The sequence below is a fragment of the Priestia sp. KCTC 13724 genome, from assembly GCF_056820425.1.
In genome coordinates, this window is the sequence record NZ_JBXDLD010000134.1 from 1 (window position 1) to 22,082 (window position 22,082).

30 protein-coding genes, 1 pseudogene and 1 riboswitch are annotated in these 22,082 nt (G+C 37.8%); of the genes and pseudogenes, 25 read left to right on the top strand and 6 right to left on the bottom strand.

Annotated elements, in window-relative coordinates; genetic code table 11:
• Nucleotides 1-183: 183 nt before the first annotated feature.
• The 14 genes and pseudogenes from AC1UFB_RS16255 to rarD all read left to right on the top strand — a co-directional run bounded on the left by AC1UFB_RS16255 (nt 184) and on the right by rarD (nt 10,942).
• Nucleotides 184-786: a YpjP family protein gene (locus AC1UFB_RS16255; protein ID WP_025907695.1), complete on the top strand. Its 603-nt coding sequence runs from the start codon at nt 184-186 to the stop codon at nt 784-786.
• Between the two features lie 150 nt (nt 787-936).
• Nucleotides 937-1,653, top strand: a complete 717-nt coding sequence (locus AC1UFB_RS16260; RefSeq protein ID WP_025907696.1) for an anthrax toxin lethal factor-related metalloendopeptidase — start codon at nt 937-939, stop codon at nt 1,651-1,653.
• A 120-nt stretch (nt 1,654-1,773) separates the two neighbouring features.
• Nucleotides 1,774-2,088 carry a thioredoxin family protein gene (locus AC1UFB_RS16265; RefSeq protein WP_025907697.1) on the top strand — a complete coding sequence of 105 codons (315 nt, stop codon included), beginning with the start codon at nt 1,774-1,776 and terminating at the stop codon, nt 2,086-2,088.
• Between the two features lie 190 nt (nt 2,089-2,278).
• Nucleotides 2,279-2,782, top strand: a pseudogene (locus AC1UFB_RS16270) (DinB family protein).
• A gap of 202 nt (nt 2,783-2,984) precedes the next feature.
• A riboswitch (cobalamin riboswitch) is annotated at nt 2,985-3,166 on the top strand.
• 162 nt (nt 3,167-3,328) lie between these two features.
• Nucleotides 3,329-4,270: an ABC transporter substrate-binding protein gene (locus tag AC1UFB_RS16275; RefSeq protein ID WP_138117136.1), complete on the top strand. Its 942-nt coding sequence runs from the start codon at nt 3,329-3,331 to the stop codon at nt 4,268-4,270.
• 85 nt (nt 4,271-4,355) lie between these two features.
• A complete protein-coding gene (locus tag AC1UFB_RS16280) occupies nt 4,356-4,961 on the top strand; it encodes an adenosylcobinamide amidohydrolase (protein WP_025907699.1) in 606 nt (201 codons plus the stop codon).
• A gap of 5 nt (nt 4,962-4,966) precedes the next feature.
• Nucleotides 4,967-5,950, top strand: coding sequence for an adenosylcobinamide-phosphate synthase CbiB (gene cbiB, locus AC1UFB_RS16285; RefSeq protein WP_282023167.1), 984 nt, complete (start codon nt 4,967-4,969; stop codon nt 5,948-5,950).
• A complete protein-coding gene (gene cobD, locus AC1UFB_RS16290) occupies nt 5,925-7,007 on the top strand; it encodes a threonine-phosphate decarboxylase CobD (protein ID WP_328101551.1) in 1,083 nt (360 codons plus the stop codon). Before cbiB ends, cobD begins: the two co-directional genes overlap by 26 nt.
• On the top strand, nt 7,001-7,561 hold the full coding sequence (locus tag AC1UFB_RS16295; protein ID WP_025907702.1) for a bifunctional adenosylcobinamide kinase/adenosylcobinamide-phosphate guanylyltransferase: 561 nt from the start codon (nt 7,001-7,003) through the stop codon (nt 7,559-7,561). The genes cobD and AC1UFB_RS16295 overlap by 7 nt, the downstream gene beginning before the upstream one ends.
• The gene (locus AC1UFB_RS16300) at nt 7,552-8,331 is read left to right on the top strand and encodes an adenosylcobinamide-GDP ribazoletransferase (RefSeq protein ID WP_025907703.1); all 780 of its coding nucleotides are present in this window, start codon (nt 7,552-7,554) and stop codon (nt 8,329-8,331) included. The genes AC1UFB_RS16295 and AC1UFB_RS16300 overlap by 10 nt, the downstream gene beginning before the upstream one ends.
• Entirely contained in the window at nt 8,289-8,903 is a 615-nt protein-coding gene (locus AC1UFB_RS16305; protein ID WP_035319883.1) for a histidine phosphatase family protein, read from the top strand. The genes AC1UFB_RS16300 and AC1UFB_RS16305 overlap by 43 nt, the downstream gene beginning before the upstream one ends.
• Nucleotides 8,855-9,283, top strand: coding sequence for a bifunctional adenosylcobinamide kinase/adenosylcobinamide-phosphate guanylyltransferase (locus AC1UFB_RS16310; protein WP_025907704.1), 429 nt, complete (start codon nt 8,855-8,857; stop codon nt 9,281-9,283). The genes AC1UFB_RS16305 and AC1UFB_RS16310 overlap by 49 nt, the downstream gene beginning before the upstream one ends.
• A gap of 4 nt (nt 9,284-9,287) precedes the next feature.
• A complete protein-coding gene (locus AC1UFB_RS16315) occupies nt 9,288-9,860 on the top strand; it encodes a cob(I)yrinic acid a,c-diamide adenosyltransferase (protein ID WP_025907705.1) in 573 nt (190 codons plus the stop codon).
• A gap of 137 nt (nt 9,861-9,997) precedes the next feature.
• A complete protein-coding gene (gene rarD / locus AC1UFB_RS16320) occupies nt 9,998-10,942 on the top strand; it encodes an EamA family transporter RarD (protein WP_025907706.1) in 945 nt (314 codons plus the stop codon).
• A gap of 98 nt (nt 10,943-11,040) precedes the next feature.
• Here the strand turns inward: rarD and AC1UFB_RS16325 are convergent, their stop codons facing one another.
• Complete coding sequence (locus AC1UFB_RS16325; RefSeq protein WP_025907707.1) at nt 11,041-11,367, bottom strand: MerR family transcriptional regulator; 327 nt, start codon at nt 11,365-11,367, stop codon at nt 11,041-11,043.
• A 208-nt stretch (nt 11,368-11,575) separates the two neighbouring features.
• Between AC1UFB_RS16325 and AC1UFB_RS16330 the strand changes: the two genes are divergently transcribed.
• Nucleotides 11,576-11,728 (top strand): hypothetical protein, encoded by a 153-nt coding sequence (locus tag AC1UFB_RS16330; RefSeq protein WP_167556146.1) that lies wholly within the window; start codon nt 11,576-11,578, stop codon nt 11,726-11,728.
• A 57-nt stretch (nt 11,729-11,785) separates the two neighbouring features.
• Here the strand turns inward: AC1UFB_RS16330 and AC1UFB_RS16335 are convergent, their stop codons facing one another.
• Nucleotides 11,786-12,706, bottom strand: a complete 921-nt coding sequence (locus tag AC1UFB_RS16335; RefSeq protein WP_035319869.1) for a CobW family GTP-binding protein — start codon at nt 12,704-12,706, stop codon at nt 11,786-11,788.
• A gap of 254 nt (nt 12,707-12,960) precedes the next feature.
• Here AC1UFB_RS16335 and panE point away from each other — a divergent pair, with 254 nt between their 5' ends.
• From panE to AC1UFB_RS16350, 3 genes are all read left to right on the top strand, one after another.
• Nucleotides 12,961-13,896: a 2-dehydropantoate 2-reductase gene (gene panE / locus AC1UFB_RS16340; RefSeq protein WP_328101550.1), complete on the top strand. Its 936-nt coding sequence runs from the start codon at nt 12,961-12,963 to the stop codon at nt 13,894-13,896.
• Nucleotides 13,893-14,660 (top strand): GIY-YIG nuclease family protein, encoded by a 768-nt coding sequence (locus AC1UFB_RS16345; RefSeq protein WP_328101549.1) that lies wholly within the window; start codon nt 13,893-13,895, stop codon nt 14,658-14,660. The genes panE and AC1UFB_RS16345 overlap by 4 nt, the downstream gene beginning before the upstream one ends.
• 119 nt (nt 14,661-14,779) lie before the next feature.
• Nucleotides 14,780-14,941, top strand: coding sequence for a hypothetical protein (locus tag AC1UFB_RS16350; RefSeq protein WP_482589506.1), 162 nt, complete (start codon nt 14,780-14,782; stop codon nt 14,939-14,941).
• A 51-nt stretch (nt 14,942-14,992) separates the two neighbouring features.
• On the opposite strand, the gene AC1UFB_RS16355 is transcribed toward AC1UFB_RS16350, so the two are convergent.
• A complete protein-coding gene (locus tag AC1UFB_RS16355; protein ID WP_225001639.1) occupies nt 14,993-15,289 on the bottom strand; it encodes a hypothetical protein in 297 nt (98 codons plus the stop codon).
• A gap of 254 nt (nt 15,290-15,543) precedes the next feature.
• On the opposite strand from AC1UFB_RS16355, the gene AC1UFB_RS16360 reads away from it, so the two are divergent.
• From AC1UFB_RS16360 to AC1UFB_RS16380, 5 genes are all read left to right on the top strand, one after another.
• The gene (locus AC1UFB_RS16360) at nt 15,544-16,431 is read left to right on the top strand and encodes a 5'-3' exonuclease (protein WP_100347607.1); all 888 of its coding nucleotides are present in this window, start codon (nt 15,544-15,546) and stop codon (nt 16,429-16,431) included.
• A gap of 46 nt (nt 16,432-16,477) precedes the next feature.
• The gene (locus AC1UFB_RS16365) at nt 16,478-16,825 is read left to right on the top strand and encodes a YojF family protein (protein WP_025907713.1); all 348 of its coding nucleotides are present in this window, start codon (nt 16,478-16,480) and stop codon (nt 16,823-16,825) included.
• A gap of 15 nt (nt 16,826-16,840) precedes the next feature.
• On the top strand, nt 16,841-17,506 hold the full coding sequence (gene bshB2, locus AC1UFB_RS16370) for a bacillithiol biosynthesis deacetylase BshB2 (RefSeq protein ID WP_025907714.1): 666 nt from the start codon (nt 16,841-16,843) through the stop codon (nt 17,504-17,506).
• A 1-nt stretch (nt 17,507) separates the two neighbouring features.
• Nucleotides 17,508-18,344: a pyrroline-5-carboxylate reductase gene (gene proC / locus AC1UFB_RS16375; protein WP_328101810.1), complete on the top strand. Its 837-nt coding sequence runs from the start codon at nt 17,508-17,510 to the stop codon at nt 18,342-18,344.
• 91 nt (nt 18,345-18,435) lie between these two features.
• Complete coding sequence (locus AC1UFB_RS16380) at nt 18,436-18,597, top strand: hypothetical protein (RefSeq protein ID WP_440839556.1); 162 nt, start codon at nt 18,436-18,438, stop codon at nt 18,595-18,597.
• Nucleotides 18,598-18,656: 59 nt separating this feature from the next.
• Here AC1UFB_RS16380 and AC1UFB_RS16385 read toward each other — a convergent pair whose 3' ends face one another.
• Nucleotides 18,657-19,052, bottom strand: a complete 396-nt coding sequence (locus AC1UFB_RS16385) for a thiol-disulfide oxidoreductase DCC family protein (RefSeq protein WP_025907716.1) — start codon at nt 19,050-19,052, stop codon at nt 18,657-18,659.
• 156 nt (nt 19,053-19,208) lie between these two features.
• Between AC1UFB_RS16385 and AC1UFB_RS16390 the strand changes: the two genes are divergently transcribed.
• The gene (locus AC1UFB_RS16390) at nt 19,209-19,490 is read left to right on the top strand and encodes a hypothetical protein (RefSeq protein ID WP_157803586.1); all 282 of its coding nucleotides are present in this window, start codon (nt 19,209-19,211) and stop codon (nt 19,488-19,490) included.
• 35 nt (nt 19,491-19,525) lie between these two features.
• On the top strand, nt 19,526-19,774 hold the full coding sequence (locus AC1UFB_RS16395; RefSeq protein ID WP_051567048.1) for an anti-sigma factor: 249 nt from the start codon (nt 19,526-19,528) through the stop codon (nt 19,772-19,774).
• Between the two features lie 48 nt (nt 19,775-19,822).
• On the opposite strand, the gene AC1UFB_RS16400 is transcribed toward AC1UFB_RS16395, so the two are convergent.
• Together AC1UFB_RS16400 and AC1UFB_RS16405 are read right to left on the bottom strand one after the other, a co-directional pair.
• Nucleotides 19,823-21,208, bottom strand: coding sequence for a YjiH family protein (locus AC1UFB_RS16400; RefSeq protein WP_100347611.1), 1,386 nt, complete (start codon nt 21,206-21,208; stop codon nt 19,823-19,825).
• Nucleotides 21,209-21,457: 249 nt separating this feature from the next.
• On the bottom strand, nt 21,458-21,892 hold the full coding sequence (locus AC1UFB_RS16405) for an Hsp20/alpha crystallin family protein (RefSeq protein ID WP_100347612.1): 435 nt from the start codon (nt 21,890-21,892) through the stop codon (nt 21,458-21,460).
• Between the last annotated feature and the right edge of the window lie 190 nt (nt 21,893-22,082).

Genomic DNA, 22,082 nt, shown 5'->3' on the forward strand with positions numbered 1-22,082 from the left:
GTTTTTCTTTATAAAAGGAAAAATAAGAAAACAGAAAATTCGGTTAAAATTTATGCGACGCTAGTGCTATTTTTTAAGTAAGAAAAAAGTTTTTAAAAAAAGGTGAAAAAAATTGAAATATGATACAATACACACTATATTAAAAATAGTTGAATGAAAGAAGAATTGAAAGGATCGATAAAGATGCCTAGATGGTTGAAAAGAATGCTCGTTGTATTAATTACGGTATTTACATTTGGGCTTGTCACGCCACCTGAGTATTTATACGTTGATGACGCGAAAGCCGACAAGCAGCATAAATCAGGCTATATACGTGATGTTGTGCCTTCCACAACCACGTTTGAAGATGCTGAGCTTCCCTCTATCCACTTTAAGTTTGAAGATGTTGATTCATTTGTTGCATATGCAATGGACCAAGCAGAGAAACAGTCCGTTGAAAAGTTTGGAACGAAAATTGGCCCTGTTATTGAAGAGGAGTTTCGAGGGGCTGTCCTACCAGAGATTGAAAAAGTCCTTACTGATATTGGCACAGAAAGAGAACAAGATATTACAAACCTAGAGATAAGTGAGCATCCAGCTTCGGGTTACGGAGAGAAAATTTTTCACGTTTATGACCTGCAGTCTGGGCAAGATTTAATTCGCTTTCATGTGCGGCGAGAGAACCCTCCAAAAGATGGGTATTGGTTTAACTTCCATTATCATAAAGCAGAAGATAATTTTCAAAAACACTATACGTTAGGGAAAATTTATTGGAACCGTAATATGCCTCCAAAATGGATGTCGTAATCAGGTTCAGTGACTAAAACTAGATTTTGATAAATCTAGTTTTTTTATTTATCTCTGGTGATAGGTTGTATGAGAAGAGTAGATGCCAAGATTTGCTTGGGAGTCTCCCTAGCTTTATGTGATAGCATAAAGCTAGGGGAGGAACAGCAGGTGAAAAAGAGAATCTTATTTGTTTGCATGTTATTGCTTGGCATGGGTCCAGCAATAACGTATTCTTCGTTTGAAAGAAATTATACGCTATTAAAAAATGTGGATATTGGAATGGAAACAAGCAACCAATCATACATTTCTCGCTATCTAAATGAAATAGTTTACATCCCAAAAGACAACTATAACGAACAAGAAGTAATGACTAGCTTGCACTATATTAGTCGCATACCGTCCCCGCTCTTAAAAGAAATGGCTCAAAAAGAAATTAATATAAAGTTGTTTAATGGCCAGCTAACCGATGAGCCAGGTTTTTTATTTTTAAAAGGAAAAGTACCAAGAGGCTATGAGCTTTCGAGTAAAGTGTGGGACGACGTCCCTGGGGCGGGAGGTTCAAAAACGGTTTACGTAAAAATTGGTCACAGCAAAAAAGGGCAAGGGCACGGTTCGGTCAATCTAGAGCTTCACGAGATTGCTCACACGGTTGATCGTCATATTTTACACAACCTCCGTCATAAAGAGAAATTTTTAACGGTTTGGAACGAAGAGAAACAAATATTATTTCCAAATCAACATTACTTTTTAAACTACCCAGAAGAATACTTTGCTGAAGTATTTGCAATGTATTATGCAAATTCGTTTACGCGTACGTATTTGAAAGAAAATGCTCCGAAAACAGCTCGTTACTTAGAAGAAGTGATTGGTGGACGGAACTTTTAAGGTGCCAAGCAAGTAATATGATAAATCGAAATGAATTCGTTATAATAGAAATGAGCGATTTGACAAAGATTGTTAAACACGAACATAATTGTATGAAGTTTGGTATTGGAGGATTTAGTAATGAAAAAGATTACAGAGGAAAAGCAGTTTCATGAACAAATCAAAAGAGAAGAGCTAAGCGTTGGTATCTTCACAACAACATGGTGTCCAGACTGTAAACGCCTTGATATGTTTATTGGTGAAATTATTGAAGAAAACCAAGATAAAGCTTGGTTTGAAGTGGATAAAGATGAGTTTGAAGAACTTTCTGCAGCAAACAATGTAATGGGAATTCCGTCTCTTCTTGTTTATAAAAATGGTGAGAAAATTGCACATCTTCATAGTGCAAATGCAAAAACACCTGAAGCAGTGCGTGAGTTTTTAAGTTCAATCTAAGTTGATTAGCTACTTGTTTACATAAGCAAGTAGCTTTTTTGTATAGAGTTTTGCTAAACGTCCCGCTCTTATTTTTTAAGAGTCTTTCTTGTCTTTAAACACTTTATTAGATAAAAACAAGCTTGTAGAACACGAACGTACGTTTTATAATTTAAATGTGGGAATACATGGTAATATGGAGGGGTTTTGAATGTACATAACAGTAGAAGATTTTATTAAAGAGTGGAATCGCGAAGCCATGCTAACTCAAAAAGTTTTAGAAGGCCTAACTGATCAGGCGTTAACTCAAAAAGTTTATACAGAAGGTCGTACTCTAGGAAGAATTGTGTGGCACTTTACGACAAATATTCCAGACTATTTGGCTCATTTTGGGTTGGAGATAGATTAGCTAGCAAATGCTGAACATGTACCCTCTTCCGCTAAAGAGATTGCTGGAGTTTTCAATAGAATTAGCTTACAAGCAGCGAAAGCTGTTAACCAGCAGTGGACAGATGAAGCGTTAAAAGAAGTTCAAACAGCCTTTGGTCGACAAGAGACGAATGCTCAAATTTTAATGGGATTGATCAAACATATTATTCATCACCGTGGACAAGTTACGGTACTTATGCGTCAAGCTGGAATTGAACCTTTTGGTGTATACGGTCCCACCAAAGAAAGATGGGTTGGTGTAGGCGTGGAAAACCCTCCTGTTTAAAAGTAATTAGGCTATAAAAAAAGAGTCTTTTCACAGACTCCAAAGACTTACCCCTAAATTTTCAGCCTATCATAATGATACAATAGCAAAAATGTTTATATCTTACTATTACTTTGCTAGAACTTCTGACCTAAAATGTATGAAAGTTATGTCGATTTTCTATTTCCATTTTGAATGGAGTGCGTTATACTAAGACAGGTGAATAATCGTGAAGCAATAAGGTCTCAAATTTAACATTGAGTGAAAAGGGAAGTTTGGTGCAAGTCCAACGCGGTCCCGCCACTGTAAACGTTAGATGTCTAAAGATGCCACTGTTTGAAAAGTGGGAAGGCTTAGTACATCATATACGTAAGTCAGGAGACCTGCCTTATTGTCAACTGTGAAACCTTCGAGGAGAGGGGAAGCAGGGTATTTGACGTACATAAACAATGCGAAAGTCATTCGCATCATGTAACGTTACCTGCTTTACTTTCGATTGAAAGTAAAGTTTTTTTATGTGTGCTGAGCGACTTCATAACCGATACATAATTAGGAGGGGTTATCAAAATGAAAAAGTGGTTATCATCTGTTATTGTTGCGATGTTCCTTGTTGTTCTTGCAGCGTGTGGGGCAACTGATGAAGGAAGCAAACAAACAGAGCAAACAAAGCAATCAAAAGAGCAAGCTGTTACGGTTAAAGATGCAAGAGGAGAAGAAGTAACGGTTGAACAAGCACCCAAGAAAATTGTTTCTCTTATGCCAAGTAACACGGAAATCGTCTATGAGTTAGGTCTTGAAAAAGAATTAATCGGAGTAACAAGCAACGATGATTATCCTGCAAGCGTGAAAGAAAAAGAGCAGGTAGGAGATATGAATATCAACGCAGAAAAAGTTATTGCATTAAATCCAGACCTTGTGTTAGCTCATGGTTCAAGCATGGGAATGTCGGATGAAGTTTTTAAGCAAATTGAAAGTGCTGGTATTCCATTATTTGTTGTAAATGATGCAACTGATTTCAATACTGTGTATGAAACGATTGGGAACATCGGAAAACTAACGAACAAAACAGATGAAGCAAATAAAACAGTAAAAGAAATGAAAGCTGCTGTTTCAGAAATTGAAGAAAAAGCGAAAGAAATTAAAGACGAAGATCGTAAGAAAGTATGGGTAGAGGTTTCACCTGCGCCTGAGATTTATACAACTGGTAAAGGTACGTTTATGGATGAAATGATTAAAATAATCGGAGCAGAAAACGTAGCTGGAAATGAAGAGGGATGGGTAAAACTTTCGGAAGAGAAAGTGGTTGAGCTAAATCCAGATACAATCGTTACAACATATGATGGTGACGCCAACGAAATCAAAAATCGTCCAGCATGGAGCGATATTACAGCTGTAAAAGAAAATCAAATCGTAAACGTTGATTCTAATAAAACAAATCGACCTGGACCACGAATTGTAGAAGGGTTAGAAGAGTTCGCGAAAGCCGTATATCCTGAGGTGTATAATTAATCGAGAAAAGGACCATATTCCAATTCAAAAAGGAATTGGTCCTTTTTTATCGTTACGTCTTGAGCAGGATGATGAATTATTAACGATGAAAACAAGTATACCGTTTAAAGCGTACAGTTCAGGCGTACTAGGAGATGGTATGCTTGAGACTAACGTTTTTTATAATCGTTTTGTACACAAATACTACCGTGCTGATTCACCTGCTGAAGAATATAGAGCATTTTTAAAAGAAAAAGGCTTCGTTTATGATAAAGTAGTAGGGTTGATGACGGCTGTTTATTTACGGAACAAATCGGTTTATACATATTGTAAAGATGGTCTTACAGTCTCATCTATTATTACTGCCGGAGTTGGTAATGCCGTTGATTTGACGTCTGATGATATTACTCCATTTTCTTCAGGGCCTGGAACGATTAATATGTTCATATTTATTGACGGGAAATTAACGGATGCTGCGTTTTTACAGCTGTTTATCGCAGCAACGGAAGTGAAAACGCGAATGCTTTACGAGCTGGGAGTGCAAGATTCGAACACAGAGACGCTTGCGACAGGAACATCTACTGATAGCATTTGTATTGCCGCAAGCCAAACCGGTAGCATGTATGAGTACGGTGGGTCCATGACGGCTCTGGGACAAGCGGTAGGAAAGCTCGTTAAGCTAAGTTTACTTGAAACCATTCAAAAAAGGTGATGTGTATGGACTTTCAACAATTAATTGTAGCGCATTTGCTAGCTATCTCAATGGCGCTTGTATTAGATGCTATTATCGGAGATCCTGTAAATTGGCCACATCCCGTCAGGTGGTTTGGACGCTGGATTTCTTTCATTGATAAGCGTTTAAACCAAGGTAAGTTTCAACGAATGAACGGTCTGTTCCTTGTATTAAGCATGGTAGTATGGTGTTTTGTACTACCTCTAGCTCTTCTAATCGCTCTATATGAAATTTCCTACTGGATTGGAATTATAGTCGAAGGCATAATGATTGCTACCACAATTTCAACAAAATCTTTGGGGGAAGCTGCCTATAAAGTAGCGCTGCCTTTACAAAAAGGTGACTTACAGGAAGCGCGCTTTCAAGTGGGCATGATTGTGGGAAGAGATACCGATCATCTTGACGAAAGCGAAATTGCCAGAGCGACAGTTGAAACAGTGGCGGAAAACACAAGTGATGGCATTACAGCTCCTTTATTTTTTGCTTTTGTATTAGGCGGAGCAGGCGCTTTTTTTTATCGAAGTATTAATACGTGTGATTCAATGGTGGGCTATAAAAATTCTATGTATGAAAAGTTTGGATACTTTAGTGCGAAATTAGATGACTGGTTGAATTTTATCCCTAGTCGGCTGACAGCGTTTATTATGGTTATTAGTAACGTAATGCACAGTGAATTTACAGCAAAGCATGTGTTTAGCATAATTAAAAGGGATGCACCTAAACACCCGAGCCCAAACAGCGGCTATGGTGAAAGTGCTGTTGCCGCTTTGCTTGGCATTCAGCTAGGAGGTCGCAACACATACAAAGGAATTGTTTCAAATCGTGCGAAAATGGGAGATCCTCTTTATTCTTTAAATGTTAGTCATATTTTTAAAACAGTCCAAGTGATGAAGCGGACCGTTTGGTGTACTTGGTTTTTTTATCTGATAGGAGGGATACTGATTGGCATTACCTACACATGGAGCTAACCCCGCAATTTTTCTAGAGGCGATAGGCCAAAATGCAGAACGTTCATTCATTGATTTTAGCGTGAATACAAACCCTTTAGGAGCACCGAATATCATTAATGAAAATTGGGATGAACTTAGAGAAATCGCTTTTTCTTATCCTGATCCTGATGTGAAAAAGCTAACGGGCCTCATTGCTACTTACCATAAGCTTACTTCTAATGAAGTCTTAGTAACAAACGGTGCAGCAGAAGCCTTCTTTTTGCTTGCTTCCATATTTTCAAACGAAAAGGTAGGGATTTTACAGCCTACTTTTATTGAATATGAACAGGCGAGTTTAGCTCATGGCTGTGAAATCATTCATATTTCTCTGGAAGAAACAGATAATTGGAATTGGAATATATCGGAAATAAAACAAAAGCTTCCAATCTTAAAAGTCATATGGATTTGTCATCCCAACAACCCTACCGGACGAATGTATGACATAAATGAGTGGGAAGAGCTAATTGACTTAGCTCATCGTGAGAAGACTTATCTAGTTGTTGATGAAGCGTTTATTGACTTTGTAAAGGGAGCTTTCTCGTTTGATCGATGGATTCAAAAGTATCCATATCTAATCATTGTTCGGTCTATGACAAAAATGTTCAATATTGCAGGGGTAAGGTTAGGGTATGTTTTAGCTCATCAAGGCATCATTACTAAGTTGATGCAAAAGCAGCCACCTTGGAGTGTGAATGGTATGGCGCAGCAAATTGGCCGGTGGTGCTTATCTGAAGCGGAGTTCGTGAATAAGACGGTCGAGTATATTGATACAGAAAGAAAGCGAGTGACAAACGAGTTACAAAAGCTAGGGTTTACCATATCTCATTCGGCAACTAACTACTATTTATGCAGTATTCCAGAGAGTTACACTTCAGCTGGATGGCTGTCATTTTTAGCACAAGAAGGAATTGTAGCAAGACACACGGAAAATTTCTTAGGCTTAAACGGTCGTTATGTTCGATTAGCAGTCAAAACACAAGCAGAGAATGATCAGCTTATTAGCGTATTGAAAAAAGGGGTCGGGTTGTCATGTTAGTATTTGTAACCGGAGGTGTTCGCAGCGGAAAGTCAGCAGCGGCAGAGGCATTTGTTCAAAAGCTAATGACCAATCGTGCCGTCTATCTAGCGACTAGCCGCGTCACTGATCATGAAATGCAAGAGCGAATTTCGTTGCACCAACAGCAACGAAATGATTCTAACTTGTCATGGTCTACTCTTGAAGTTCCAAAAGATCTATCTGGTATCTATTCATCGATTCAAGAAACGGATGTCATTTTGCTAGATTGTGCTACAAATTGGCTGGCAAACGAGCTTTTTACCAAGGAAGAAAAGTGGCAATCTCATTTGAAAGCAAACGAACTATTCAACAAAATGGTAGGAGTAATTCATCAATTGAATGAGCGATGTCAGCATCTTATCATTGTATCAAACGAGTTGTTTGAAGAGAGCGTCCTAAAGGGACCTACGTTTACATATATGAAGTTATTGGGGCGAATTCATCAGGAGATTGTGAATCAAGCAGACTTAGCGATTTGTGTAGAAGCGGGTATTTCCTGCTACTATAAGGGAGATGAAACAGCATGGCAGTAAAAGAGTGGATGGTCATCGCGCGCTTAGCACTGCAGTTTTTTACAATCTTGCCAACAGCAAAAACAATTCAATGGACGGAAAAGCGCACGGCCAAAGCACTTTATTTTCTACCATGGATTGGCGCTTGTATAGGAGCAGTTAGCTATGGGCTATTTTTAGGTCTAGAATGGTTAGGGGTTAGCACTGTCACGACGGCTATTTTGCTTATGCTAGCTGGTGGGATACTCACAGGAGGCTTACACTTAGATGGATGGATAGATGTGAGCGATGCTTATTTTTCACATCAACCAAGAGAAAAAAAGCTTGTGATTTTAAGTGATCCTAACGTAGGTGCATTTGCAGTTCTGTCAATTCTAGCTCTATTAGCTCTGCGTTTTAGCGGAATAAATGAGCTGATTAACATTGAATCAATTAATTTAGTTACGTTCATGAGCGTATTTGTATTGCCTCGTATTGTAGCAGGGTGGATTTTGCTTTGGGATCAGCCTGCTAAAGAAACAGGGTTAGCTTCTTATTTTCAAAAAGGCTCAACTGAAAGACAAAAGTGGATCTATGCTGCAATGAGCATACTAATGATTGCAGGTCTTGTCTATTTAATGGAAAATAAAGCTGTAGTTTTAATTGGTGCTATCACTGTTTTTATATGGATTAAATTTTATCGCGCTCAGTTTGGAGGCATTACGGGAGATGTCATTGGAGCAACGATTGAAGGAGGGGAAACCCTTGTATGGTTGAGTATGTGGATATGCTATTTATTCGGCACGGTTTAACAGAACCTAATAAGCTGCGCCAGTACATCGGATGGAGCAATCCGTCGTTAAGTAGTGAAGGAATTGCAATGTTAAAAGCGTCGGATGTGGTGCCGGACTTAGTTGTTGGAAGTGATTTGAATCGTACAAGAGAAACGAGCGCAATATTATTTCCCAATCAGCCATATACTGTCTTTGAAGATTGGCGTGAACTTTCATTTGGCGATTGGGAAGAGCGTACATATGAGCAGTTAAAAAATGATTCCGCATATCGAAAGTGGATTGATGCGCCTTTTGAAGAGCAACCGCCCAACGGGGAAAGTTTTGAAGCCTTCTCTAGTCGAATTTGGAAAGCTTGGGATCGAACCGTTGATTTGATGCTGCAGCAAAAGGCTAGTTTAACAGCGGTTGTCACTCACGGTGGACCTCTTCGCTTCATTACCTCTTATTTTCTAGAACAGTCTTCATTTTGGGATCATTCTTTTTCGTATGGAGAAGGAATACGACTGCGTTTCAAAAAGGATGATATAAAGGAGAGAAAGCCATGCATTTCGTATTCGGTGGTGCGTTCAATGGGAAGCGAAAATGGGTAAAGAAACAGTATGAGAACCAAATTACAGAGTGGCATAGTGCTTATGAAGACTTTATAAAAATGCCTACACTCGTAAAAGGAGATCAATACATAGTTATAGAAGGAATGGAGCTATACATTAAAGAATTAATTGATAGCGGTAAAACTGTTGAAGAAGTGTGTTGCTATTTCAAAGAACAATTACAAGCATGGCGAGCTGAGAACCTGCTAGAAAATGTAATTGTTATTGGAACAGAAATTGGAAAAGGGATTGTTCCAATGAGCCAAAATGATCGCAGTTGGCGTGATGCATGTGGCTATGTCTATCAAATGCTTGTAGCAGAAGCGGAAACAGTTGACCGCATCTGGTATGGAATTTCGAATCGGATAAAGGAGGAATAAGGGAGTGAATATCTATACAAAAACAGGAGACAAAGGGCAAACAAGTTTAATAGGAGGTCGTGTAAATAAAGACGACATTCGAGTGGAAGCTTACGGGACAATTGATGAGTTAAATAGCTATGTAGGTCAAGCAATTACTCAGTTAAATGATAGGGTATTTAATGAATTAAAAGAAGAGCTTGTGACAATTCAGCACGAGCTATTTGATTGTGGAAGTGATTTAGCTTTTGCGAGAGATGATCACCCTTATAAAGTTGAAGCAAGTATGATTGAAGTATTAGAACGAAGAATTGATGAATATATGAAAGAAGCACCTGAGCTTGAGCGGTTTATTTTGCCAGGAGGTACGCAAGCAGCAGCAACACTTCATGTGTGCCGCACCGTGACAAGAAGAGCCGAAAGATTGGTTGTCGGGGTTCAGCGAGAGTTTAAAATTAACGATGCGGTCCTTCAATATTTAAATCGTTTATCCGATTACTTCTTTGCAGCTGCGCGCATCGCCAACTCACGAGAAAATGTACAAGATGTTGAGTATATTCGCAGTGCGAAAGTATTTAAAAAAGGAAAGAAAAAATAAATAAAAAAGTGTGGATATTTTTTATCCACACTTTTTTATTTGTGAAATATTCGAAACCTGAAATAAATGTCTGTAAAAAATCAGCGGTTGCCTCTATAATAAAAGCAGTGTAAAGAAAGAGAAAAGAGGTTAGGAGAATGAATAAAGGTACATTGAAACAACCTTATCAAGCCGGCCTAGTATATACGGCTAGTGCGTATGTGATGTGGGGAGTGTTTCCTTTATATTGGAAGCTGGTAGATAACGTTCCTGCAGACGAAATTTTAGCCCATCGCGTGATTTGGTCGTTTTTATTTATGCTACTATTGCTGTGCATAACACGGCAGCTTGGTAGTCTTAAAGAAACCATTGGGTATTTATTTCGTCATCCGAAAAAAACGCTTATTTTATTTTCGGCGTCCTTATTAATTAGTCTTAATTGGTTTATTTATATTTGGGCTGTCAATAATGAAAGGATTATTGAAACCAGCCTTGGTTATTATATCAATCCTCTTGTGAGCGTGCTGTTAGGTATTGTTGTTTTAAAAGAAAAGCTGAATTTCTGGCAGGTTATCTCAGTAGGTTTAGCCGCTATTGGCGTGCTGTTTTTAACACTTCACTATGGAGAGTTTCCTTGGGTATCGTTAGGGCTTGCTTTTAGCTTCGGTATATACGGGCTTGTGAAAAAGACCATTCAGCTAGAAGCTAAAGTTGGTTTGACTCTCGAAACATTTATGGTCACACCAATTGCACTTGTGTACTTTATTGTGCTATATGCCAAAGGGGATTCTAGCTTTGTAGTTGGCAATCCGACAACAAGCTTACTGCTGATTGGAGGAGGCGTTGCGACGGCCATGCCGCTTTTATATTTTGCAAAAGGTGCACCTTTAATCCCTCTATCTATGGTTGGATTTTTACAGTATATTGCACCGACGATGACCTTACTTTTAGGTGTTTTTGTTTATCATGAAGCATTCTCTAGTGTTCATATGATTGCCTTTTTATTTATTTGGGGCGGATCGGTTATCTTTGCATTATCAAAAACAAAGTTCATGGTCGCTCATCAACCCAAGATTCGCAAGAGCCGTTCGGTAGGTTTGTAATATAAAGTTCAACATCTGTATGCTGGATGTTGAACTTTTTTTTGTGAGAAAAATGAAAGGAGACGGTAGTATTAGGAATGAACACCACCGTATGTATATTATAGCTTGCGTTGAAAGTGAGCGTTTAACTGCCCACGTAGCATTTGATTTTTAACTTCTTTCATTTTTCGTTCTTCATCTTTTTTTGCTAGCTCAGTTCGAATTTCGCTTGTTTGTACCCCTTCTTCAATGCGATCTGCGATTTCCATTAACCGTTCTACGTCTGAAAAGGAATACTTTCGAATTCCTGTATTTGTACGCTCTGGAAACAATAAGCTGCGCTTTTCGTAATAGCGAATCTGTCTTTCAGATAGTCCCGTCAATTCCTTCACGATGCCAATTGACATAACCTTTTTGTCACGATAAGATGCTTCATTTGTGGACAATCTCCCTCACCCCTGAGTGTATGATAATTATGTTATATCCTTATTATAAAGGAAAAAAATACAAAAAAGTTATAACATGTTATATATTCTAACATAATTATGTGATATTTTTTAGATAAATGTGAGGAAAAATAACAAAGATGATGAAATTAGGAAATGATTCTTATAAAATAGAACAGAAAAAGTTACTAAGAAAGGAATAAAAAAGATGAGCGACAACGAAGTGATAAAGAAACAAGTTATAAAACTTGCTACAGAAATTATTGAGCTGGATTTAAAAAGAGATGAAAAGTTTGAAGAATTAACCGTTTTAGCAGGTAACCATGCTTATGAAATTCTCAGGAGAGTCCAAAATGGATAGTAAGGGGTAGTAATCCCCGTACGATAAAAAACTCCCGCTTTGGCGGGAGTTTTGTGTTTAGACTTGATCTAAAGTTGTAAGCTCTTTTTTTAACTGTTCATGACGAAGATTTTCTCCGATGATGACAAGATTAGTTGGCATTTTCAACAGCTCTTTCATATATAAAGGCATTCCATACGAGTACTGAAATGAATACGTATCAGTAGAGTGAGTAAAGCGTAAATAACCTTTCATTCGATAAATTGTATCTGGCGTATGACGTAGCCAATCTTCAAATTTTTCAAGGTCAACTGAATTTTTAAATTCATAAACAAATGTTTTTAAGTGTAACTGTTTTTCAACATGAGCTTGCTGGTGCGCTTGTTTCTCTGAAAGCTTCGCACTTGTTAAAAGTTTCAACTGAATAGAAGAATAACTTGTGAATACGCAAGCTGCTTGTGGGTTAATTGATTGAACTTCATACAGTAGCGCTGCTTTAGCTGATTCAGATAATGTGTCAGCTTTGTTCAATAGTATGACATCTGCATGTCGAATTTGTTCTTGGAGTAGCTTTTGCAATTGAATACTTAAGCTGCCTCTGTCTTGCCATCTGTGAACGTCTACCGTTGTCACGATACACTTTACAACGACATCGTTAGCAAAGAGGGGAGACATGCAGGCGTCTAATACTTCAATTGGATGTGCTACACCTGTCGTTTCAATGTAAATGGCATCTAACTTATTTTCTTGTAGAAGCGAATGGAGCTGCGTTTCAAACTGTCCTTGAATGGTGCAGCAAACGCATCCGTTTAGTAATTCTTTAAGCGGCGTGTCTTCTTCTACTTCATCGGAGTCGATAGAGACTTTGCCAAGTTCATTCATAATAACGGCGATTTGACGGCCGTTTTCTTTTTCTTGCTTTAATGCATTTTTTAACAATGATGTTTTTCCGCTTCCTAAAAAGCCGGATAAGATATAAATTTCAGTTTTGTTTATCATTTTTCTAACTCCTGTATAAAATCGAAATGATTATGATTTATGATTATATACCATACACTATGTTTGCATTTTTGTATATATCTATCTAGGTAATACATTAAAAGCATGCTTACTCTACTATATAAATGGTATCACAAACGAAAATAAATTGGAAAAAGCGAAAAGATAAAATGAATATTCTCAATTTTAAAACGCTATTATGCTAAAATAGAATAATAGATAGCAAGTGTATAGAGGGAAAGGGAGATGCTTTCATGCGAATTTTAGTATTAGGAGCTGGTGGAGTAGGGGGCTATTTCGGTGGGCGCCTTGCTGAAAAAGGAGAAGATGTTACATTTTTAGTTCGAAGTCAAAGAAAAAAACAGCTTGAAAAAAGTGGATTAGTCATTAAAAGCATACATGGTGATTATTCATTTTCTCCAAAGTTAATCACAGCAACCAGTGAGGGAGTACATCCCTTTGACTGCGTTTTATTTTCGACAAAAGCATATCATCTGGATCAAGCAATAGCTGATGTAAAACCGTTTGTAGGAAGTGATACTACTGTCATTCCACTGTTAAATGGAATTGATCATCTGTCTACGTTGCAAAGAGCTTTCGGAGAGGATAATGTAATAGGTGGTCTTTGTTTTATCGAAACGACATTGAACGCAGATGGGGAGATTATTCAAACAAGCCCTGCACATCGAGTCGTTTATGGAGAATTTAATGGTGAAAAAACAAATCGAATCGAGCGCTTAGAAACTGCATTTAGCTATACAAAAACTGCATTTGTGCTAAGCGATTGTATTGAACAAGAGATGTGGCATAAGTATCTATTTATTACAACCCTTTCTGGAGTTACTACCTTGATGCGTTCACCAATTGGGCCTATTCGTGATGTAGAAGGAGGTAGAACGTTTATTCAATCTCTTCTTCAAGAAGTGTATGAAATCATGGTAAGAGAAGGTGCTCCGGTTAGCGATGGAATTGTACAGCAGCATATGAAAACAATGGAATCGATGACTTATACTATGAAATCATCCATGCAACGAGACATTGAGAAGGGGTATATGACTGAAGCGGAACATCTTCAAGGGTACCTCCTACGGTTAGCACAAAAATATGATGTGAAATCAGACATTTTACATATTGTCTATCAACATTTAAAGGTATATGAGAAAGTTCAAAAAGGGACTGATAACCAGTGAGCTTGACAATTGATTTTGCAAAATTAGATGTGATAAAGTCTCTTGTTCCAGTTCAGCAGGTACAAGGCCTTTCCTCAAAAAAGGGTCTATATTTTCTCTTTGATACGGAAAAGGAACTTGTCTATATTGGTAGTACAATGAATTCATTAAAACAAAGGGTGTTTGCACATCTTAAAAGCGGTGATTTTCAAGAAAACCAGCCTATTGCGTTTATTGGCTGGTTGGAGATAGAAGGTTCAAAAGAAACGATCGAAGCGCTTAAAACGATGCTCATTAATGCGTATTTCCCTATCTATAATCAATATGGCATTAAGTATAAGCATAAGCGGCCTCTAAGAGCTGAGCATACTAATTGTCAGGTAGAGGTTAAAAAAGCTGTAGAGCCTGCAACATCCAAAGTGAAAAAAGTTGTTGGAAATAAGCGCTTTACTTCGGCTAGTGTAAAAGAAATAGCAAATGGAGATGAAGCGAAGAGGTTATGGTCTCGGAGTGAGGCTCGGGCAATACTTCATTTATCAGACGCTGAGATTATCACTTTAAGTGAGAGACTGTTGACGGAACAATATTTCTTTCAACGTGACATGAAAAAGAATCTTATATTTACGCTAAAAGATTTGGTTGTCATGCAGGTTTTATTAAATATTACTCAGCACCACGTCGTGAAGAAGAGAGAAATGAAAGAGGCTATTCGTTTAGTCCAAAAATTTGGATTGATTGAAGCGCTTAGAATTTCTGAGCGCTTAATTACGAAAGTAAATATGTAGACGACAAAGAGGCTGGGACATAAGTAATTCAGCCAATGATAAACCTGAACGATTGAGAGTTTCTCACTTTTAATCGTTCAGGTTTTTTGGTTGATTGTGAAAACAATGTTGGAAACAGGGTGGAATGGAGCGTAGGACACTCGACTCCTGCGGGAAAGAGAGGGAAAACTGAGATCCCGCAGCGCAGCGAGGAAGCTCAGGTTCCTCCCCGCGGAAAGCGAGTGGCCGTAGCGCAATGGAACGAACGTGTTGAGACAAACCAAAAAGATTGGAACAGCTAGTGTTCGTCTCTTAGAAGCAATCATTTTGTTATGTCCCAAACGCTTTAATACTTAAGCAATTTCGTCAATAACCCGTGGGAGGGCAATAATGGAAAGTATACATAAAGAGCTAACTACGTGATGCATTTCAAAGATAGCAATAATGAAAAACATAATGGACATGTATAGCTGCAATCCCTTTAATCCCCACGATCTTTGCGCAAGAAAGAAGTCACTTAACACGAATAAGAAAAAAATAAGCGAACTGCATACTATGATGACCGTACTTGACATCGTATGGTTATAAGCACTAATAAGCAATAGTGTAATAAGTAATAAAACGGCCGTTGTTTTTAACAATTTTATCATCATTTTCACCTTCAATACAAAGTGATTTGTGTTTTTATTTTATAGCATAGTCAATAAATCGGAAAGTCAAACACCATAAGTATAACAACAATTTAACATCTTTATAATGTATTTACAAAAAGTTGTCTTCTAAAACTAGCTCTTAGGCTGTTAAATTGACGATTAACAAGCATAATGCTATAGTATGTTTTCAAAAAATCTAGCTAATCCAGCAATGTGGAACGTTGTTAAATAAGTAAAAAGGACGTGTTTGTTTGAGCGAAAAATTATTATTAATTGACGGCTTTAATTTGCTGAGCCGATGCTACTTTGCTACATCATATGGGCGAGAAGAAGCTGATTTACCTCGCAATAGCAAAGGTTTATTTACAAATGCGCTGCGTGTAGTTGTTCAAAAGATGAATAATTTAATTAAGCAATATGAGCCAACGCACATCGTTGTCGCATGGGATGTAAAGCGTAACGAGACAAAACGCAAACAAGCATATAGTTTTTATAAAGAAACGAGAAATGATTTACCAGTATCATTAATTCAACAGTATGAAACGCTGCGTACTTTCTTTCAAACTGTAGGAATTCCTCAGCTCTCAGTTGAACTATATGAAGCAGATGATGTTATTGGTGCCTTTTCGTTAAAATGGACAAAACAAAAACAGTCTCCAGCATATATTTACAGCAATGATCGCGATTTGTTTCAGCTGTTAAATGAGCATGTATCGCAAATTGTGGCGAAGCCAAAAATTGGTGATGTTTTGTATACAGCTACGGACTTTAAATCTGAATATGGCATATCTCCCACTCAGTGGGTAGATGTAAAAGCTTTGTTAGGTGATAAGTCAGATAATATTCCAGGTGTTCCTGGTGTGGGTGAAAAAGCTGCATTACCTCTTATACAACAATATGGTTCAATTGAAGGAATTTATGCAAAGGTTGACGATTTAGATGTAACTTTTAATCGATATAAGAAAAAACTAAAGAGCGGCCAAGAATTAGCTGAATTGAGCCTAGAGCTTGTAAAGATTGATACGGATATTGAAGCGGTTAATCTGACCGAGTGGCCTCAACTAAAATTTGAGCGAAATTTATCACTGTGGGAAGTAGAAATAAACCGGCTAGAACTAAACATTATGCTTCAAACGTAATTTTTAGTAAAATAAAAAAGAGGAAAGCTTGAAAGGAGTAAAAACGTTGCAACCAATTGATAAAGAAAGCGTACAAGCAAAATTAGAAACTTTTTTTCATAAAGATATATATGTTCATCTTGAAACAACAAATGGAGCGTATGCGTCTCATATAAATGCAAAGGCAATGAACGTAGGAGCATTTATCCGCAATGGGAAAGTGAACGTATCAGGCGGCAAAATTACAGGTGAAGGGCCATATCGAGTAGGACTTCAAATTGATTTAGGCTGGATCTATGCGGAAGGCTTAACAGATTGGGAAGTTGATGACCATAACAGATTACTATTAGCGGGCCATGATTCGGATGGTCGTCTAGCCGTTGCGTTTCAATTAAGTGAAAAACCGTTTGAGTAAGAAAGGAGAATTATTGTGCAAGAACGATTATTAATTGTATTTCCACACCCAGACGATGAAGCGTTTGGAGCAGCTGGAGTGATTACGCTAGCAAGGCAAAAAGAAACACCGGTTACATATGCTTGCATCACGTTAGGTGAAATGGGACGAAATATGGGAAGACCGTTGTTTGCTAACAGAGAAACGCTTCCTAAGATTCGTAAAAAAGAACTTCAGGATTTAGCTGAAGTCCTTGATATTCAAGACTTACGTATGATGGGTTTACGTGATAAAACATTGGAGTTTTTAGATATTGAAGATTTTGCCGATCGTCTTGAATCTATTATTCAAGAGGTAAAGCCAACTCATATCATTACTCACTATCCAGGCTTTGCGGTTCACCCTGACCATAACGCAACTGGAGCAGCTACGCTTCATGCGGTAAAGAGAATGCCAAAAGAAGAGCGCCCGATCGTTTGGTGTCATGCCTTCTCACATGATCGCATCGAGCATATTGGTAATCCCGACGTTGTTATCGATGTATCGAGTGTAAAAGCAAAGAAGATTGAGGCATTAAAGGCGCACCGTTCACAAACAGAAGCGATGTTTGACGGCGTGGAGGTTGATGCTTTGTTATCCAACCCGCAGCTTGAAAGAATGCTTCTACGAGAAGAATTCTGGACGTATAAATGGGACGACTAAGATGACAAATCAAAAGGTATTATTTATTGGAGCAGGGCGAATGGCAGAAGCTATTGCGGCTGGGTTAATTCATACGAATGCTTCTATGAATGAACGTATCGTGATGACAAATCAACGCGATAAAAAACGTTTAGCAGAGCTTAAAGAAAAGTATGTTGTGGACGTGACGCAAGATTGGGAAGCAGAAGTTAAAAATGCTACAACTATTGTTTTAGCAATGCCTCCTGAGGTACATGACGAAGTTCTTGAAAAACTCTCTAAGCTTGTAACCAATCAGTTTGTCATTACAGTAGCAGCGGGAATTGGGCCTAGTTATTTAGAAGAGAGGTTGCCAGCTCATACAGCGGTTGCTTGGATCATGCCAAATACAGCCGCTACAATAGGTGAGTCAATATCGCTGTATGCCGTTGGAAGCTCACTGAGTGAAAGTCATAAACGAGCGTTAACAGTTATTTTAAATAGCATAGGATCCTCTCAGCTTTGCACAGAAGATGAAGTGAGATATCTTACCGCTATTACAGGGAGTGCTCCTGCGTTTGTCGCTTATTTCTCAGAAGCATTAATTGATTCAGCTATGAGCTACGGAGTGTCTAAAGAACTTGCCCAAAAGCTTGTTGTGCAGATGATGTCAGGTTCGGCTAATTTGATTAAACATGCAGCAAACCCATCAGCTGTAAGGAAGGAGGTAACAACGCCTGGAGGTGCGACAGCAGAGGGTTTAAAAGTGATGGAGCAGCATCGTTTTAAAGAAATGATTCATCGAGCTGTAGACGCTACCAATTCAAAGGCTAATGGAAGCATTAAAGGTGTAAAGAGAGAGAAACTGAGACATAAGTAGTTCAGTCCTTACTATACCTGAACCATTGAGAGTTCATAACTTTTAATCGTTCAGGTTTTTTGTTGATTGTGAAAACAATGTTGGAAACAGGGTGAAATGGAGCGTAGGACACTCGACTCCTGCGGGAAAGAGAGGGAAAACTGAGATCCCGCAGCGCAGCGAGGAAGCTCAGGTTCCTCCCCGCGGAAAGCGAGTGGCCGTAGCGCAATGGAACGAACGTGTTGAGACAAATCAAAGAGATGGGAACAGCTAGTGTTCGTCTTTTAGAAGCACTCATTTTGTTATGTCCTAGACTCTTTTTTTTGCGAAGAATTAATCAATAAATCGCTTTTTCATATCTGGTGTTGGAATCATGCACTCACTCTGTTTTCCAAACCATTTATAGCGGTTTTTAGCAATGATTTTATAAAAAAAGTTGCGAAGAGGTTTTGGAATGATAATGAAAATAGAAGCAAATTTCCAAGGTGCTTTTAGATGGTTAGCAATTTTTAAAGCAGCAGTGGATTCAGTGTAAAGCTTATTGCCGTCAATATAAACGACGCTATCAAGCTGATTGCTTGATAAGTTAAACTCCCCTAATAAATGAGCGGCAGCTTCTGATTGTAGGGATGCAAATGAAAATAAAGCATGCTGATCGTGCTTAATAATGAATTGAACGCTGTGGTTACAAAGGTTGCACACACCATCAAATAAAATAATTTTTCTCACGTCTAAAAAGCCTCCTGCTCAGGTATCATTTAACCTATTTATACTTGTGTTTTAGCAAAAAGAAAGGTACGTTTAAAAGATGTAAGTAAAATGATCCAAAAAGATACGTTATTACGATTATATAATAAGGACTCAGATGAGTTAAAGGAGAAAGGTATGAAAGAACGCGTATTAGCAAATGTATTTCATGAAGATGAACGAGTGAGTGAACTATCGCATCATAAAGAAGAAATTAAGCAGAAGAATAAGATAAGGTCTACTAGCAGGTGGATGCCGTTATTAGCAGCGGGCTTACTTTTCTCATTAGTCGGAAATGGGTATCTACTGTTAAAGTCAGACAGTGAGCAGGAGGTAAGTGAGTCTCCGGAACTTTCTGAGACTGCGACTTCTATTCAAACGGTTACTTTACAGCCGACAAACCTGAAAAAGGAAAGGTAACAGCTTCTATTGTAGAAGACAATGGAAAAGCAAACGTGGTCATTCAAGCAAGTCGCCTTCAACAACTTCAAAAAGATGAAGTCTATCAAGTCTGGCTTATTAAAGATGACAAGCCGGTTTCTGCAGGTGCGTTTGTAGCGGATGAACAAGGAAACGGAACAGTGATTTATAAAATGACAGAAGAGCAGCGGAAACAAAAGTGGGATACGATGGCAATTACTTTGGAGCCTAGTGCTAATAATAAATTACCACAAGGTGATATTGTGCTTAGCTCCGCATTATAATTAATAAAAAAAGGTATCATCAAATTTTGATGATACCTTTTTTACATACTAGAACAGTAAGTTTGCTACGATAACAGCAATTGGAAGCGTAATAAGCGTACGAAGAATGAAGATGATTACAAGGTCCATAAATTTAATTGGAATCTTTGACCCTAGTAGTAAGCCACCAACTTCTGACATATAAATGAGCTGTGTGACAGACACACACGCGATAACAAAACGAGTAAGCTCACTTTCAATGCTTGATCCAATAACAGCTGGTAGGAACATATCAGCAAACCCAACAACCATAGTTTGAGCTGCCTCGGCTGCTTCTGGTACTTGCAATAAAGCTAATAATGGCTCAAAAGGTAAGCCAATCCACTTAAATAGCGGCGTATATTCTGCGATGATTAACGCAGTTGTACCAATTGCCATTACGACAGGTACAACGCCCATCCACATATCAAGGATGTTTTGAATTCCATCTTTAAAGAATGCCTTAACGCCTGTATTATTCTCTGCTCGATCCAACGCTTTTTTCATTCCCCATGAAAAGGACGTATGCTCTTTTGGAATTGTTTCGTCTGCCACGGTATGATCTTTAGCATTTTCATGATACGTATCCGGTTTTTTTGATAACGGGGGGATACGCGGCATAATAATGGCTGAAACCAACCCAATAAGCAATACCGTTAAGTAGTAAGGAATAATATATGCTTCTAGCTTTAAATATGAAAGAATAACAATTGTGAACGTAATGGATACGACTGAAAAAGTGGTACCAATTACCGCTGCTTCACGCTTTGTATAGTAACCTTCTTCATACTGTTTACTCGTTAATAATACACCAATTGTTCCATCACCTAACCATGATGCAAGACAGTCAATGGATGAACGCCCTGGCAACGTAAAAATTGGACGCATAAATTTTGTAAATAGAGCACCACATAGCTCCAATAAACCGAAATTTAAAAGAAGAGGTAGTAAAAGACCAGCAAATAAAAATACAGAGAACAATACGGGAATTAAATCATATAAAAGCGTCCCACCTGTGTTTTCCGACCAAACAGCCTCAGGTCCAATCTTAAAATAAGTTAAGATGACATATACAGCACCAACCAAGCGCGTAATAGTCCACACCCAACTAACAAGAAAAAGAGAAGATAGAAAAGGACTATTCTTTATAAAATCCGGCTTTGTTAATTTAAATAAGATTGTAAAAACAGCTGTTGCAACAACGATGATTGTCATTATTAATGGAAGCTGACTCTCAAGCATTGCTTGTACAGCATTTGCTAAAATAGCAATAGGGATGGTTAGTTCTCCCTTATAAGAAAACGGAACAATAAACAAGAAAATCCCTAGTAGAGAAGGGAGTAAGAATATCAATAAAGTTGATAAAGCAAACTTTTTTTCAGTAAGGGGTTGTTTCAATACTTTCACCTCATTCATTATGCACATACATAGTTATTCAAAAGAAGTATGCTCAAATTCCGAAGAAATTAGAGCGGAACCTGGCTGTGTTTAAATGCATAAATCTATAAATTGATTGTATGTTTAAAACAGCAACGTTATAAAAATAACATACTTTATAAGAGAGTAAAAGTTATTAATTTAATTTAAATTTTCGGAATAAAAAGCATTTTTTGGTCGCTAGCTGTATTGGGATGAAATAAAAATAAGCAGCTGTTTTACAGCTGCTTATTCTTCGTTAAACTCGATTGCAATTTGCTGGTTTATTTCTTGCTTTAAGAGTTTAATTTCTAATAACCCATTGCGATACTTAGCTTTAATTTCATTTTCTACAAATTGAAAAGGAAGTTTAATCGTACGCATAAATACACCTGTATGGCGTTCATTGATTTTCAAATGTGGTTTTGCAACTTCATAGGAGTAGGGGAGCTGACCTTGAATTGTAAGCGTGTTGAGCTCTACTTTAATTTCTACATCCTTAGCTGACTGAAGACCTGGAAGTTCAGCCACAATAATTCCTTCTTTCTCAGTTTCATATAAATCAACTGCTGGGAATTTTTTAGGGAGAAGTGTGGTAAAGTCGTTCCAAAAGTGAGTCCCTAACATTTCTTCGACTTTGTCATGTAGAGAACTCCAATCTAAATCATCAAAGTGTTTTGACATGATATTTGCCTCCTTAGTCAGTAATAAGTGATTATTTATAGAATGTTATGGGTTCATTTTATATATATGAAGGAATCATTTCTTTTTTGACATGATTTTTGAATGTTGTTCATTGGTGGTATGTCATCTTTAACGAGGCGAGATAGTTGAAGAAATCCCCTATGATGGTATATATTATAAAATAAGGAAC

Excerpts from the sequence above, each read along its gene's own strand:
- AC1UFB_RS16255 (WP_025907695.1), top strand. The coding sequence starts at position 184 with ATGCCTAGATGGTTGAAAAGAATGCTCGTTGTATTAATTACGGTATTT.
- AC1UFB_RS16265 (WP_025907697.1), top strand. The coding sequence starts at position 1,774 with ATGAAAAAGATTACAGAGGAAAAGCAGTTTCATGAACAAATCAAAAGA.
- AC1UFB_RS16275 (WP_138117136.1), top strand. The coding sequence starts at position 3,329 with ATGAAAAAGTGGTTATCATCTGTTATTGTTGCGATGTTCCTTGTTGTT.
- AC1UFB_RS16280 (WP_025907699.1), top strand. The coding sequence starts at position 4,356 with ATGAAAACAAGTATACCGTTTAAAGCGTACAGTTCAGGCGTACTAGGA.
- cbiB (WP_282023167.1), top strand. The coding sequence starts at position 4,967 with ATGGACTTTCAACAATTAATTGTAGCGCATTTGCTAGCTATCTCAATG.
- AC1UFB_RS16295 (WP_025907702.1), top strand. The coding sequence starts at position 7,001 with ATGTTAGTATTTGTAACCGGAGGTGTTCGCAGCGGAAAGTCAGCAGCG.
- AC1UFB_RS16300 (WP_025907703.1), top strand. The coding sequence starts at position 7,552 with ATGGCAGTAAAAGAGTGGATGGTCATCGCGCGCTTAGCACTGCAGTTT.
- AC1UFB_RS16305 (WP_035319883.1), top strand. The coding sequence starts at position 8,289 with ATGGTTGAGTATGTGGATATGCTATTTATTCGGCACGGTTTAACAGAA.
- AC1UFB_RS16310 (WP_025907704.1), top strand. The coding sequence starts at position 8,855 with ATGCATTTCGTATTCGGTGGTGCGTTCAATGGGAAGCGAAAATGGGTA.
- rarD (WP_025907706.1), top strand. The coding sequence starts at position 9,998 with ATGAATAAAGGTACATTGAAACAACCTTATCAAGCCGGCCTAGTATAT.
- AC1UFB_RS16330 (WP_167556146.1), top strand. The coding sequence starts at position 11,576 with ATGAGCGACAACGAAGTGATAAAGAAACAAGTTATAAAACTTGCTACA.
- AC1UFB_RS16335 (WP_035319869.1), bottom strand. The coding sequence starts at position 12,706 with ATGATAAACAAAACTGAAATTTATATCTTATCCGGCTTTTTAGGAAGC.
- panE (WP_328101550.1), top strand. The coding sequence starts at position 12,961 with ATGCGAATTTTAGTATTAGGAGCTGGTGGAGTAGGGGGCTATTTCGGT.
- AC1UFB_RS16355 (WP_225001639.1), bottom strand. The coding sequence starts at position 15,289 with ATGATAAAATTGTTAAAAACAACGGCCGTTTTATTACTTATTACACTA.
- proC (WP_328101810.1), top strand. The coding sequence starts at position 17,508 with ATGACAAATCAAAAGGTATTATTTATTGGAGCAGGGCGAATGGCAGAA.
- AC1UFB_RS16390 (WP_157803586.1), top strand. The coding sequence starts at position 19,209 with ATGAAAGAACGCGTATTAGCAAATGTATTTCATGAAGATGAACGAGTG.
- AC1UFB_RS16400 (WP_100347611.1), bottom strand. The coding sequence starts at position 21,208 with ATGAATGAGGTGAAAGTATTGAAACAACCCCTTACTGAAAAAAAGTTT.
- AC1UFB_RS16405 (WP_100347612.1), bottom strand. The coding sequence starts at position 21,892 with ATGTCAAAACACTTTGATGATTTAGATTGGAGTTCTCTACATGACAAA.